12 protein-coding genes are annotated in these 14,028 nt (G+C 69.6%); 6 read left to right on the forward strand and 6 right to left on the reverse strand.

Annotated elements, in window-relative coordinates; translation table 11 throughout:
- Positions 1–25: 25 nt before the first annotated feature.
- From OZ403_RS22040 to OZ403_RS22055, 4 genes are all read right to left on the reverse strand, one after another.
- Complete coding sequence (locus tag OZ403_RS22040) at positions 26–1,132, reverse strand: sensor histidine kinase (RefSeq protein ID WP_140792688.1); 1,107 nt, start codon at positions 1,130–1,132, stop codon at positions 26–28.
- On the reverse strand, positions 1,129–1,842 hold the full coding sequence (locus OZ403_RS22045; RefSeq protein WP_140792690.1) for a response regulator: 714 nt from the start codon (positions 1,840–1,842) through the stop codon (positions 1,129–1,131). Before OZ403_RS22045 ends, OZ403_RS22040 begins: the two co-directional genes overlap by 4 nt.
- A complete protein-coding gene (locus OZ403_RS22050) occupies positions 1,817–3,007 on the reverse strand; it encodes a sensor histidine kinase (protein WP_140792692.1) in 1,191 nt (396 codons plus the stop codon). Before OZ403_RS22050 ends, OZ403_RS22045 begins: the two co-directional genes overlap by 26 nt.
- Before the next feature lie 401 nt (positions 3,008–3,408).
- Positions 3,409–4,299, reverse strand: a complete 891-nt coding sequence (locus OZ403_RS22055) for a LysR family transcriptional regulator (RefSeq protein ID WP_268781653.1) — start codon at positions 4,297–4,299, stop codon at positions 3,409–3,411.
- Positions 4,300–4,605: 306 nt separating this feature from the next.
- Here OZ403_RS22055 and OZ403_RS22060 point away from each other — a divergent pair, with 306 nt between their 5' ends.
- Positions 4,606–6,027 (forward strand): RCC1 domain-containing protein, encoded by a 1,422-nt coding sequence (locus OZ403_RS22060; RefSeq protein WP_140792696.1) that lies wholly within the window; start codon positions 4,606–4,608, stop codon positions 6,025–6,027.
- Positions 6,028–6,118: 91 nt separating this feature from the next.
- Here the strand turns inward: OZ403_RS22060 and OZ403_RS22065 are convergent, their stop codons facing one another.
- Positions 6,119–7,306, reverse strand: a complete 1,188-nt coding sequence (locus tag OZ403_RS22065; protein ID WP_237077303.1) for an SRPBCC family protein — start codon at positions 7,304–7,306, stop codon at positions 6,119–6,121.
- A 236-nt stretch (positions 7,307–7,542) separates the two neighbouring features.
- Here OZ403_RS22065 and OZ403_RS22070 point away from each other — a divergent pair, with 236 nt between their 5' ends.
- Together OZ403_RS22070 and OZ403_RS22075 are read left to right on the forward strand one after the other, a co-directional pair.
- The gene (locus tag OZ403_RS22070) at positions 7,543–7,764 is read left to right on the forward strand and encodes a hypothetical protein (protein ID WP_140792700.1); all 222 of its coding nucleotides are present in this window, start codon (positions 7,543–7,545) and stop codon (positions 7,762–7,764) included.
- Between the two features lie 178 nt (positions 7,765–7,942).
- Entirely contained in the window at positions 7,943–8,623 is a 681-nt protein-coding gene (locus OZ403_RS22075) for a phosphoribosyltransferase (protein WP_268781654.1), read from the forward strand.
- Positions 8,624–8,642: 19 nt separating this feature from the next.
- Here OZ403_RS22075 and OZ403_RS22080 read toward each other — a convergent pair whose 3' ends face one another.
- Complete coding sequence (locus tag OZ403_RS22080) at positions 8,643–9,839, reverse strand: fatty acid desaturase family protein (protein ID WP_140792704.1); 1,197 nt, start codon at positions 9,837–9,839, stop codon at positions 8,643–8,645.
- 194 nt (positions 9,840–10,033) lie between these two features.
- Between OZ403_RS22080 and OZ403_RS22085 the strand changes: the two genes are divergently transcribed.
- The 3 genes from OZ403_RS22085 (at position 10,034) to OZ403_RS22095 (ending at position 14,012) form a co-directional block, all read left to right on the forward strand.
- On the forward strand, positions 10,034–12,157 hold the full coding sequence (locus OZ403_RS22085; RefSeq protein WP_140792706.1) for a PAS domain-containing sensor histidine kinase: 2,124 nt from the start codon (positions 10,034–10,036) through the stop codon (positions 12,155–12,157).
- On the forward strand, positions 12,154–13,521 hold the full coding sequence (locus OZ403_RS22090; protein ID WP_140792708.1) for a sigma-54-dependent transcriptional regulator: 1,368 nt from the start codon (positions 12,154–12,156) through the stop codon (positions 13,519–13,521). The genes OZ403_RS22085 and OZ403_RS22090 overlap by 4 nt, the downstream gene beginning before the upstream one ends.
- Positions 13,522–13,631: 110 nt before the next feature.
- Positions 13,632–14,012, forward strand: coding sequence for a response regulator (locus OZ403_RS22095; RefSeq protein WP_237077304.1), 381 nt, complete (start codon positions 13,632–13,634; stop codon positions 14,010–14,012).
- The last annotated feature ends 16 nt before the right edge of the window (positions 14,013–14,028 follow it).

A 14,028-nucleotide genomic window follows, 5' to 3' on the forward strand; every position in this document is an offset into this window, starting at 1 on the left:
GCGTCCCGCCTGCCGCTGACGGGCCCTACCCCGCCAGCGGCATCCGGAGGATGAAACGAGCGCCCCCACCGGGCGCCGTGTCCACCTCCAGCGAACCGCCATGCTGCGTGACGATGGCATGGACGATGGACAGCCCCAGCCCCGAGCCCTGAGCCTTCGTGGTGAAGAAGGGCTCAAAGATGCGGTCCCGGACCTCCTGGGGAACACCCGGGCCGCTGTCGTCCACGGTGAGCCACACGCGCCCGCCCTCGTGCCCCGCGGACAACGTCACGGTGCCTCCCGCTGGCGTGGCCTCCAGCGCGTTGAGACACAGGTTGATGAGCACCTGACGCAGCCGCTCCTCCTCGCCCGCCACCGACGGCACCGGCGCCTCGCGTGGCGTGACGTCCAGTGACACCTTGCGGGACGCGGCCTGCCCGCTCAGCAGATCCACCACCCGCCGCAGCAGCTCGTTCACGTCCACGGAGGCGGGACGGAACTCGCGAGGCCGCGCGAACTGGAGGAAGTCCTCCAGGATGTGGTCCAGGCGGCGAATTTCATCGCGCACCAACAGCAGCGGCTCCAGCAAGGGCGCCTGCTGCCCATCCGGAAGACGCCGTAGACGCCGCTCGAGGACGGAGAGCTGGAGCGCCGCCGCGTTCAGCGGGTTGCGGATTTCGTGGGACAGGCCCGCCGTCATCGTCCCCACCGCCGCCAGCTTCTCCGTCACCTGGGCGCGCCGTGCCAGCTCGCGCTTCTCCGCGTGCAGGCGCACCTGCCGCATCGCCTGCTCCAGCGTCAGCAGCAGCTCCTGCGGCGCGCAAGGCTTCATCAGGTACGCACACGCACCCGCCCGCACCGCGGCCACTGCCGTCTCCAACGTGGCGAAGCCCGTGAGCAGCACCACCTCCGAGTCCGGCGACGCGGCCTTCAGCTCGGCGGCCAGCGCCGTCCCATCTCCGTCTGGCAGGCGCAGATCCACCAGCGCCACGTCGAAGCCCTCCCGGACCCGCTCGCGCGCCGCCTTGCAACTGGACGCGCCGCGGACGGCGTAGCCCGCATCCCCGAGCAACTCCTCCAAGTTGTCCAGGAAGGCCGCGTTGTCATCCACCACCAGGACGGACGGAAGGGACGGAGGAGTGGGCTCGCTCATGAGGCGTGGGTGGGGCGTGCCGCGTGCGCCGTTTCCAGCACCTCCATCAGCGCGCCTGGGTCGAAGGGTTTGGAGAAGACGCCCGTGGTCCCATCAAGCGGGGCCGCGTCGGGATAGGCGGTCATGACGAACGTGGGCAGGTGAGGATAGCGCGCGCGCAGCCGTCGCAAGGCCTCACCATCCGGCCCTCCGGGAATGCGCAAGTCCACCAGCGCGGCGAAGGGCTGCGCGCAGAGGATTCGGTCCGCGTCCAGCACCGAGGCCGCCGTCACACAGGAGAAGCCGCGCCCGCGCAGCAGCTCGGCGATGTTGTCGCTCAGCGCCGGGTCGTCCTCCACCAGCACCACCAGCCCATCCCGGCGAGCACCGGACAGCAGCTCCACCAACGTGGGGATGGGCACGGGCTTGGGCAGCACCGCGAGCAGGCCTTCGCGCCGGGCCGTCTCCAAGTCATCCTGGCGTGGGTGCGCGGTGATGACCACCGCGGCCAGGCCCGGATCCACGCGGCGGAGGTGGTGCACGGCATCCGCGCCGCTCATGCCGGGCATGCGCATGTCGGTCAGCAGGACGTCGAAGCGCGTGGTGCGCGCCAACCGCACGGCCTCGTCACCGCTCGTGACGACAGTGGCCGCGTCCCCGCCGTCGCGCAGAATCTCCGCGAGGTTCTCCGCGAACGCCAGGTTGTCATCCAGCAGGAGGTACTGGCGCATGCGTCTCCTCCGAAGCGACGAGGGAAAGCCGAATCACGAAGCGCGCTCCCGCTCCGGGACGGGGGACATACGCGATGCTCCCCCCATGCCGCTCCACGATGCGCTTGACCAGCGCGAGCCCGAGCCCGATGCCGCGCGCCTTCGTCGTCATCAGCGGCTCGAAGAGGCGGCGGCGGATGACGTCGCTGACGCCCGGCCCGGAATCCTCCAGCACCAGCTCCACCATCCCCGGCTCGCACGTGGCGGCGGACAGTGACACCGTCCCGCCCGTCTCCTCCAGGGCCTGGACGGCGTTGTCGAGCAGGTTCACGAACACCTGGCGCAACTGCCCCGCGTCGCCTTGAACCGCGGGCAATGAGGTCAGTCCCTCCGCGCTCACGACGACAGTGTCGGGCCGCTGCACGGCCTTGAGCGCTTCCTGCCAGACCTCGTCCAACCAGACCTCCTGCCGGTGCAGGGGCCGGTCCCGAATCATGTCCAGCAGGTCGGAGACGATGCGGTTGGCGATGCCCACCTGGTCGCCAATGCGGTCCAGGTGCTTCGTCGTGCGCTCGTCCACGGCCCCCGGGCGCCCCCGGAGGATGTAGAGCGACGTCTCGATGACGCCCAGCGGATTGCGCAGCTCGTGGCCGATGGAGCCCACCAGTTGGCCAAAGGTGGACAGCCGCTCGCTGCGCGCCTGCTGCGCCAGCAGATCTTCCCGGTACGTGTGGAGCATGATGGCCAGCTCCAGGTCGAGAATCTTCCCCACCGCGGAGCGGGCCGCGCGGAGCGCCGCGGGCTGCTCCAGGTAGGTGGCGTCGATGTGGCTGTTGAACTCCTGCCGCAGGACGTTCATCGCGCCGAACATGTAGTGCTGCGGCAGGGCGATGCGCACGTGCATGCGGCCAATGCGGCAGCGCAGCGCGTAATAGACCTCGTCCCAGGGGCCGCGGAGGAGCTGGTCCATCCACACCTGCAAGGTGCCGCGCAGGTGCCCCACCTGGCTCTCTCCCCCTTCGAGCGCCTGCCGAGCCCCCTCATGCTCCAGGATGCGGTCGTAGAAGACACGAGCGAAGCGCGGGAAGTGGGGCTTCGCGGTGGCGTGCAAGGTCATGAGAGCCTGCTCGTCCGCCGAGCAGAACCCCACGTACCGCTTCAATTCCTCGAACAAGGTTTCCGCCATGAGTCCTGGGGTAAGAGCCTATCCGCGCTGAACGCATGAGAGCAGGAACTTCCTCCCCCGCTTCGCGCTGGCTCGGCACGCCGCCCAGGGGCCACGGCCCGCGAGTCCAAGGACTCCGCCGGGGACATGACATGGACCGCCTGTGGCGCACCGCGAATGGCCATGAAGGCTCCTGGAGCCCGACCATTCCGGCCCGGCGGGAACTCTTCAGCAAGCCTCAGGCCAGTGCCTGTGCACGGAGGGCGGCCCAAGGACGCGCGCAAGATGTGCGCGCATCCCCCATCCGGCCCCGGCATGCGCAAGGTTTGCGCGTGAACATGGGTTCACGGCGAATCCCCACAGCCCTCAGACTCCACTCCGTCCTCGTATCGCGTCTGCCCCCGCATGACACGGGTGTGCCGTCATTCTCCTCCACCGAGCAGGTACTCCAGCAACTCACGAACAGGAGATGACAGGTCGTCCCAGTCCTGGAAACAGACACAGAGCCGGCGCTGGGCCCAGGCCTCCGACAGGGGCACCTTCCGATAGGTGCCCTCCCGCTGATGCCGATTCGCAACGCGCTCCGGGACGATGCCCAGGCCCACGCCGTGAGACACCATCTCGCACAGCCCCCGGAAGCCCTTCATCCGGACGCGGAAGGACACGTCGAATCCCGCGCGACGTGCGTGCCCGTCAATGTGCTCCTGCAAGGCGCTCTCGGCCGCCAGGCCGACGAAGGGCTCCCGATACACATCCCTGAGCGCGAGGCTCTTGGATGCAGCCAGCGGGTGCCCGGCGGGAATGATGAGCACCAGGGGGTCGGGCGCCACCGGGCGGACTTGAAGCGTGCCCGTCTCCACGGCGTCCGAAATCAGTCCGGCCTCCGCCAGGCCTGCCTCGACCGCCTTGACGATATCCGCGCTGGTTCGCTCTCTCAGGTCGATGTTCAGCCTCGGGTGCCTGGCAAGCCATGGCGCCAGCTTCTCGGGCAGGTACTCGGTCAGCGCCGCGGTGTTGGCATGGAGGCGAATGGTGCCGCGCCGGCCTGAAACAAACGCATTCAACTCATCCTTCAACAACTCCTGTTGATGCAGGATCAACCGAGCGTGGTGCACGAGTGCGTCACCTGCCTCGGTCGTGACCACGCCCCGAGGCCGCCGCTCGAGCAGCTTGACGCCCACCGCATCCTCGATGCTTCGCAGACGCTCGCTCGCGGATGCCAGCGTCAGGTTCGCGCGTTGGGCACCTTGCGTGATGCTCCCCGCATCCACGATGCAGAGGAACAAGCGAAGATCCGCGAGGTCGAGCCGCATCGCGCCTCCTGCGCACGCTGCCTCCGGCGCGTCCGAAGGGAGTCACGAGACGCTCCGCATTGTGCCAGAGCACGCCGGGTGGTCCAGTCGGCGCACGTCGCGCGCCTGGAGCGCGCCCACTGGAATCGCCATGCCCCAAGACGACGGAAAGCGGGTCGCCAGCATCGCCATGCGCGGTCATGACCTTGCGAGGCGCGCAAGCCGAAGGGCGGTGAAGCGCCTCAACCGGACCCAGGGAGTGAGGTGCACGAGGTCGTCGTATGGCGTGGTTCCGGCCTACCACGGCCATCGAGTAACAATTGCCACATGCCCTTTCCTCGCGCGGTGTTCGTCTCGCTCGCCTTGGTCCTCCTCGGATGCTCCGGGTCGTCGAACGACTTGGAAAGGGAGGCGCCACCGAATGACGCGGAGTCCACAAAAGCGGAAGACAGTCTCGCCGGACTGACTCGCATCGCGACCGCCGAGTACCAGGCGTTCTATCTGGTGGATGGGCAGGTGCTGGGTATCGGCTCCAACCGCGCTGGACAGCTCGGCGTGGGGCATTCCATTGCCGGCAACCACGTGCCCCCCATTCGAATCTCACTTCCGGAGCACCTGCGCTTCAAGGACGTCGCGGGCGGTGGGTTCCAGAGTCTGGCGCTCGACACCCAGGGGCGCGTGTGGACGTTCGGCCAGAATCTCTACGGCCAACGCGGGGATGGCACCACGAACGACTCCCCCAACACGAGCACGACTCCGAACAACGGCCAGCCCTACCTCATCCTCACCGACGCCACGGGCGCGGTGTTCGACAATGTCGTCGCGGTGCGCAGCGCGATGCTCTTCAACATGGCCTTGAAGGCAGACGGCTCCGTCTGGGTCTGGGGCATGAGCGGCACGGCGATTGGCAATACGCTGGGCATTGCCGGCGATGGCAACACCAGCGCGCGCAACATCACCCGCCCCACACGCGTCCCCCTGCCCCCAGGCGTACGAATCACCTCATTCACCACCAACGACAACACCCTCTTCGCGACGGATGACGCGGGAACGGTGTGGGCCTGGGGTGGTGGCACCGCTGCGGGGGAGACATTGGGCACGGGCAGGCACAACGACTATGCGCGGCCGAATCCGGTGAACATCCCCGTCAAGGTGACGGAAGTCGCCGCGGGCGGCAGTCGCTGGGTGGTGGCGCTGGATGAGCACGGCGACCTGTGGGGCTGGGGCATCCAGGGCACCTATCTGGGCCTGGGCAATCCCGCGGGCGGGTGGTACCCGGTGGCCACGCCGGTGAAGCTGTCCTTCCCGGTGTTCGGCGCACGCAAGGTCACCCACGTGTCCGCGAACGGCCACGCCACCCACGCCATCCTGGACGACGGCTCGCTGTGGGGCTGGGGCGACAGCGCGATGGGCGAAGTCGGCAACGGGGTGATGCTGGACTTCGCCACCTACCACACGCCCTACCGTTGGGACTGGTCGCAGTATCAGATGATGGTCTTCGACCCCGTGCGGATTGCCCCGGGCGTCACCTTCAGGGCCCTGCACAACACCGCGCAGTCGTTCTACGGCTACGCCACGGCCACGGATGGGACCATCTACTCCTGGGGCCGGAACAAGACGGGTGTGCTGGGCAACGGCGTGCTGCCCACGGGTGACCTGGCCAACCGGCCGGACAGTTGGAACGTGGCAACCGCCACGGCAGTGCCCGCGCACCTGCTCGACTTCGCCATCCCGACGCCGTCGAAGTAGGCCACCGCGGCGCGGCGAGGGGCGCAAGCGCTGCATAAGCGCTTGCGCTTTGGAGAGGGCGGCGGAATTGAAGCGCCGGGGCCGGCACCGCCTAGTGAGTGAGGGGGCCCCGGGACTCCATCCGCCGGGGCGCGACCTGCTCGCGCGTCACCGTCTCACGGCCGGTGGCCCTTCCCCGCTCCAGCAGCGACTTGAAGCGCAGCAGGTCGTCATCCATCTGCTTCTTCGGGTCCGCGCCCAGCAGCCTCGCGAAGGCATGGCCAATGGCCCCGGCCGGCGGGTTGTAGGACAGCCGGATGTCCACCCGAGTGCCGCCACGCGGCGTGGACTCGAAGTGGATGACGCCCAGGTTCTCCACCGCCGTGCCCTCCACGCTCTTCCAGGCCAGCACCTTGTTGGGCACGAACTTCGTGACGACGGCGTCCCATTCGAAGTGCAGCCCCGCGGGCCCGCGCACCTTCCAGTGCGAGCGGCCCTCGACGCCCGGAATCACTTCATCCACGTGTGTCATGAACCGGGGGAAGTTCTGCATCTCCCTCCAGAAGGCGAACACCTCCTCCACCGGCGCGTTCACGTTGATGTCCTTGTGAAGCGTGATGGCCCGCCGTCCCGCGCCCATCCCCGTGAGCCGTCGCAACCCCAGGTTCGTGAAGGCCCGCGTGCCCAGCATCACGCCGCCCAGGGCCGCCAGGGTGCCCGTCAGTCCCCGGCGTCCCAGCCCCCAGGCCGCCAGTGTCAGGCCGCCCAGCGCCCCGAAGAGCCGTTCGGACGGCGACCAGTGCTCCTGGAGGAAGATCCTCGACTCACCCGAGCGCATGCTGCCTCCTTGCAGCGCCGGGTGCGCTGAGCCCTCCGCATACGGAACAAGCTGGTTGTCCAGCCCATGCACCCCCTGCACCTTGCCGATGCGGGGCAGCACGCGCCGGAGTTCCTCGCGAAGGATGGGGCCCTCCAACCGAACCAGGCCATCCCGAGCCATCACGCGAATCGCCCCGGGATGCGAGCACACCCGGCCCAGGGCCGAGCGCACCCGTTCCTCCAGGACAAGGTCCTCCACCGGTGCCCGGTGCAGCTTGCGCATCGATTCGAAAAAGACGCCGCGCGAGCGCTGCGAGAGGTCCCGAGCGACGACGCCCACCGCGCCTCCCGCCTCATGCGCCGCGTGGACGGCCTTCCCCTGCAGATGGGACCTGCGCCAGCGGCCACTGCGTGGATCCGTCCAGTACATCAACCCCAGGCCCAGCCCAGCGCCACCGATTCCCCATAGGGCAGCTTTCATCGTCCGCCTCCTTCTGGCTCGTGTCCTTCGCTCCTCGGAACGTGAAGGCGGCGATGGCGCAGTGCAGCAGACGGGAAGGGGCTGCCTCGCTCGCGTCCGCGGGGGATGCCCGGCCACCAACCGGGCGGCTCAGCGCCCGGAGGTCCTCGCGTTGACTGGGCAACGAGGACGGTGCCCGCAGGCTCGGGCGTGCCCACTGTCTTTCGTGCTGGTCAACCCGAGAGGAGCAACACGGCATGCCCGAGGTACCGACGACACCTGACTCGCCCGTGAAGGATCCCGACCCCGACAAGAAGCCCGGGCGTGAGCCTCCCGGGCCGCAGGCGCCGCCGAAGAAGGACCCTCCCACGCGACAGCCGCCGGAAATCGAGCCGCCGCAGCCGCCCGAAATCAAGCCGCCCGGCATTCATGATCCGCCAGTGCCCAATCAGCCTGGACGGCCGGAAATCATCGCGTGAGCAACACCGGGAGCGTGGCGGACGAGCACGCCGCGCCCCCCGCGGCGTGAAGACGGGAGGCCAGGCGAGCGCCTGGCGCCAGCACGAACGCCCGTCCCGTTCCACGAGGCCACCGGCGTGGCCAGCTTTCTCCTGACGAGCGCCCGTTCCACTCCAGGGAGCGGCGAGGAGTGGCGGCATGCGAGAGCCCGAATTCCAGGACCGCTATGAGGGAGGCCGCGTGCTAGTGGACCACCTGCGGCGCCACGCGCGGCAACCCGGCACGCTGGTGCTGGCGCTGCCACGGGGCGGCGTACCCGTGGGCGCCGAAGTCGCGCGGGAGCTCGGAGTGCCGCTCGATGTCTTCCTGGTCCGCAAGCTGGGCACGCCCGGCCACGAGGAGCTGGCCATGGGCGCCATCGCCTCCGGGGGCGTGCGGGTGCTCAACCGCGAGGTCGTGGACGAGCTGAACATCGGCCGCGAGCAGATTGAGGCCACGGCCCGCCGCGAGGCCGTGGAGCTCCAGCGGCGTGAAGAGAGCTACCGGGAAGGCCGGCCGCTCCCCGACGTGCGGGGGCGCACCGTCCTCCTGGTGGATGACGGGCTGGCCACTGGAACGACGATGCGGGCGGCCGTGGCGGCGCTGCGGCTCCTGGAGCCCGCGGCCATCATCGTGGCCGTGCCCGTGGCCGCGGCCGAGTCCTGCGAAAGCCTGGCCCAGGTGGCGGACGAGGTCGTCTGCGTCCGCATGCCCGAGCCCTTCTATTCCGTGGGCCTGTGGTACCGCGACTTCGCGCAGACCGAGGACGACGAGGTGCGCGACCTGCTCGCCGAGGCAACCCGGGAACGGGCTTCCGGCGAAACACTGCCTTCCGCCTGAGCCCGGCGCCTCGCGGACCTCAGCCGCGCGGAGCCGGCCCCCATGAGCGCATGGACGTCCGCCCCACCATGATGTCCACCAACCGCTTCACGCGGCGGAAGACGCTCTCCTGCGCGTAGGGCACGCCGTGCTTCTCGCACAGCGCCTTCACCTTGGGCTGCGCCTGCCGGTAGCGCGTCATGGGCAAGCTGGGCCAGAGGTGGTGCTCGATCTGGTAGTTGAGCCAGCCGTGGAGGAAGTCCACCACGTCGTTGCCGGTGGCGTAGTTCACCGAGCCCACCACCTGCCGCACGGAGAACTCCGCGCCGCTGCGCGCCCGACCCTCGAAGCGGTAGAGGTCGTCCCCCGCGTGGTTGGGCGCGATCAACACGAAGCTCTGGATGTTGGTGAGCACTTCCGCGAAGACGCTGTTGGCGAAGACGCTGAGGACGGCCCACGCGCCCAGTGGCGCGAAGAGCGCGGGCAGCAGCACGAAGCGCAGGCCCGCGTAGGGCAGCAGGCACGTCCACCAGAAGGCACGGCCTTCGACGGAGAATGGGTTGAAGGCGGTGATGAGGGGCAGCGTGCCTGGTTCGTCCGGTCCTCCCGCGCGCTTGCGTTCGAAGCGCCGCCACTCCAGGAACGTGTTGGGCGCGTAGTACGTCACCTTCCACGTGCAGGCGAAGAACGCCACCAGCGCGTACTTGGCCAGCATGGGCATGCGCGATTGGCGCAGCCACTCCGTGTTCATCTCCACCAGATCCGGGTCCACCGTCTCCCCCGTGCGTCCGTGGTGCAGCACGTTGTGCTCGTGCCGCCACGCCTGGGGATGAATCCAGTCCGGCCAGTCCAGGAAGCGGCGCCACCCGGTGGCGAAGCGCTTGCCCGTGTAGTGCGCCGGCACGCCCGGCACCTTGTCGTAGCCTCGGTGCGTGACGTGATGGGCCATCATCGTCCAGCGCGCCGTGTTTCCCTGCGCGATGAGCAGCGCCGACACGGGATTGGGCATCAGCCACGCCGTCGCGTAGCCCAGCGCGGAACAGGCCCGGCCCCAGCGTTCAATCTTCCGCGCGTGCGCCAGGTCCGCCTCGCCGAGCGAAGACTCCAGCTCCTGCTTGAGCGCCTGAAGGTCCTGGGCGAAGGCCTCCGGCTCGGAGAGTGCGTGGGGGTGGGGATGGGAGATGGGAAGGGACGTCTGCGGCACTGCGTCGACGAGCAGGGGGACTGCCAGGGTCATGATGGGACCGGCATCTCGGTGAGGGCATCCAGGTGGGCGGCCACCAACCTGGTTTCAGGCCCTGAAATTCCGGATGCCGAAATCCACGAGCCCGTTCTCTCGCCCACCACGCCACCAGGGCGGCACACCCATGCCAGACGAGCCACCGCCCGGCCGAGGATTGCGGTTAAGCTCCCGCGCTCGCCGCCCACCGCATGCACGAGTTCCCTTCCCGTCGACAGTTGCTGCTGGCCGTCCTGGTGGCCACGACTCTCTCCGCGGCCGTCGAGGGGGTCTGGAGCTACTCCGGGGCGGTGAGCCCCCCCGCCCGCGTCCTCCTCACCGCCGCGGTGGGACTGCTCATCAGCGGCACCCTGGCGCTGTTGCTCCTGCGAACCCGGGAGCGCGCTCACCGCGCACGGGACGCCGCCCTGCGCAGCGCGGATGACGCCAGCGCGCTTCGCGAAGCCGTCATGGACGTGACGTCCGTGGGCTTCGCCTTCTTCGACCGCGAGCTGCGCTACGTTCACGTCAACACGGCCCTGGCGGCGATGCATGGCCTGCCCGCGGAGCGCCACCTGGGCCGGCACGTCACCGAGGTGATGCCCGACCTGGGCAAGCGCATCGCTCCGCGCCTCCAACTGGCGCTCAGCACGGGGGCCTCCATCCAGGACACCCTGCTCCAGGTGGAGACGCCCGCCGCGCCGGGCGAGAGCCGCTTCTGGTTCGGCAGCTATCTGCGCGTGTGCGGCGCGAACGGCGAGGTGCTGGGTGTCATCGCCGCGATGTCCGAGTTCACCGAGCGCATGCGCGCGGAGCAGAGCCTCCAGGAGCACGAGGGCCGGCTGGACGTGCTGACGCGGTCGCTGCCGGACTACCTGTGGGGCGGCAAGCTGCGCGGCGGGAGGCTGCGCGACTTCTACTGCACGCCCGTCATCGAGCGCACCACCGGTTATGCCGCCTCCGCGTTCGTCCAGCCCACGCCGGATGGCGGACCGCCGCCGCTGTGGGCGGAGATGATCCACCCCGAGGACCGCGCCCGCTACCGGGCCAGCATCGAGGGCCTGTCCCCCGGCGCCGAGGCGGAGCTGGAGCACCGGCTCATCTGCGCCGATGGCCGCGTGCGTTGGGTGCGCAGCCGCGCCGCCGCTTCCGCGTTGGATGCGCAGGGTGAGCTGCATGTCGGCTGCGTCGTCACCGACATCACCGACCGGCGGCTCGCGGATGACCTGCGCCAGCGCCTGCATGACAGTTTCCGCCGCTCCGCCCAGGAATGGCGCCGCACCTTCGACGCGGTGGCCTCGCCGCTGATGGTGTTGGGGGCGGATGGCACCGTCCAGCGTCTCAACGCCGCCGCCATCGCGCTCTTCGGAGGCATGGACCCGTCCGGCCAGCCGCTGTTCACCGCGGCCAGTGCCACACCCTGGTCGCACGCGCTGCCGTTGGTGGAGGAGCTGCGCCGCACCCACGCCAGTGCCACCCGCGAGCTGGGCGACCCGGTGTCACACCGCACGTGGGAGGTGTCCGCCACCTGGCTGGAGGAAGCGGGCGGCGAGGACTCGCGCATCATCCTGGTGGCCACGGAGGTGACGCGTCTCCTGGAGCTCCAGGCCAGCCTGCGGCGCAGTGAGACGATGGCCGCCATGGGCGCCATCGTCGCGGGCGTGGCCCACGAGGTCCGCAACCCCCTCTTCTCCATCTCCGCGGTGGTGGACGCGGTGGAGGCGACCTTCGGCGCGCGCGCGGAGCTCAAGCCTTACGTCGACGTGCTGCGCGGCGAGGTGAAGCGCCTCAACCACCTCACGCAGGAGCTCTTCGAGTACGGCCGCCCCACCCGCGGCGAATGGGTGGAAGGCCCCGTGCTCCCGGTAGTGATTGATGCACTCTCCGCGTGCGCCCTGGCCAGTGAGCGGGCCGGTGTGAATGTGAATCGCGAGTTGGCGGCGGCGCTGCCCCGCGTTCGCATGGACGCCCGGCGTTTGTTTCACGTGTTTCGCAACGTGGTGGAGAACGCGGTGCAGCATTCACCGGCGGGCAGCGCGGTGCGGGTGGCGACGGAAGAAGTGGAAGAGGCGGGCCGGGCCTGGGTGCGGTGCACCGTGCGCGACGGTGGGCGAGGCTTCCGCGCGGAGGACCTGCCCCATGTCTTCGAGCCCTTCTTCAGCAAGCGGCGCGGCGGCACGGGGCTGGGCCTGGCCATCGTCCAACGCATCATGGAGGAGCACCAGGGTATCATCCGCTTGCGCAATCACCCGGAGGGCGGCGCGGAAGTCACACTGCTGCTTCCAGCTGTTTCTTCGCGTGTATCAACCCAGCACGTAGACTCCCTCGCTTCATGACGCGTACCCGAATCCTTCTCGTGGACGACGAGCCCGGCATCCGCCTGGGCATGCGGGGCTTCCTCACCGCCCATGGGTTCGACGTGGACGAGGCCACCAGCCTCGCCGAGGCGCAGGAGGCGTTCCGCACCACGCGTCCGGACGTCGCGGTGGTGGACTACCGGCTCACGGACGGCACCGCGCTGGAGCTGCTGCCGCGCCTCAAGGACATCGACGCCTCGGTGCCCCTGGTGGTGCTCACCGGCCATGGCTCCATCGAGCTGGCCGTCCAGGCCGTGAAGGAAGGCGCCGAGCAGTTCCTCACCAAGCCGGTGGAGCTGGCCGTCCTCAAGGTGGTCCTGGACCGGCTGGTGTCGCAGCGCCGCGAGCGGCAGCGGCTGCTGGCGGAGCGTTCGCGCATCGCCCGTGGGACGGTGGACCCCTTCATGGGTGGCAGCGCCGCCATCCGCGCGCTCCAGGCGCAGGCCGAACGCATCATCGAAAGCGACAGCCCGGTGCTCATCACCGGCGAGACGGGCAGCGGCAAGAGCGTGCTCGCGCGGTGGCTGCATGAAGGCGGCCCGCGCAAGGACGCGCCCTTCGTGGACCTCAACTGCGCGGCGCTCTCCAAGGACTTGCTCGACTCGGAGCTGTTCGGCCACGAGAAGGGCGCCTTCACCGGCGCGGTGGCCGCCAAGCAAGGCCTGCTGGAGGTCGCCGACCGGGGCACCCTCTTCCTGGACGAGATTGGCGACATGGACTCGGCCGTCCAGCCCAAGCTCCTGAAGGTGCTGGAGGAGAAGCGCTTCCGGCGGCTGGGCGACGTAAGGGACCGCCGCGTGGACGTGCGCCTCATCGCGGCCACGCACCAGGACCTGGCCGTGGCCGCCCGGGACAAGCGGTTCCGCAGCGACCTCTACTTCCGCGTCAGCACGCTCATCCTCCATGTCCCTCCGCTGCGTGAGCGGCCCGAGGACATCGTCGGGATGGCGCACCACTTCCTGGCGGAGCTGGGCGCGGCGCGAGGCCGCGGCGGCGTGGGGCTGCAACCCGACGCGGAGACGGCCCTCACCCGCTACACCTGGCCTGGCAACATCCGCGAGCTGCGCAACGTGCTGGAGCGCGCGGTGCTGCTGTCCGGCGGCGGGCCCCTGTCCCGGGGGGACTTGCGCTTCGAGGCCGCCGCCGGCGTGGCCGCCTCCGACGCCGACGACCACCTCACCCTCGAGGAGTTGGAGCGCCGCCACATCGAGCGCATCCTCCGCCTTGAGCACGGCCACGTGGAGCGCGCCGCCGCGCGGCTCGGCATCCCCCGGTCGTCCCTCTACGAGCGGCTGAAGCGCCTGGGCATCAACCGGTCCGGATTCCAGAAACCGGATCCGTAGCCTGGACGCAGCGAGCAGACACTGGCCGGGACGCGGGAGCAAGCACCGGAATTTACTTGGAACCGAGACAAGCCCGTCTCTGGCCCTGAGCTTGCTTGAGGGCCCGCCCCGTGGCTCAGAACATCCTGATCGTCGACGACGAGTCTTCCCTCTGCTGGGTGTTGGGCCAGTTCTTCTCCGGGGCCGGCTACCGCGTGGACTCGGCGGGCTCGCTGGACGAAGCGTTGGACCTGATGACGACGGGCCGCTACGACTTGGTCATCAGCGACCTGCGCCTGAGCGGAACGCTCTCCGAAGAAGGGCTGATGCTGGCGGACTTCGTGCGCCGCTACACGCCCCAGACGCGGGTGGTGCTGCTGACGGCGTTCGCCACCCAGGAGCTCACCGACCGCGCGCAGGCGCTGGGCGTGGACCTGGTGCTTTCCAAGCCGCAGCCGCTGCCCGCACTGGCCGAGCACGTCTCACGCCTGCTCGCCGCCGCCGCGGTGTAGTTCGCGCCCCTGCTGC

This window comes from Myxococcus sp. NMCA1 (assembly GCF_026810205.1).
Classification (GTDB): domain Bacteria; phylum Myxococcota; class Myxococcia; order Myxococcales; family Myxococcaceae; genus Myxococcus; species Myxococcus xanthus_A.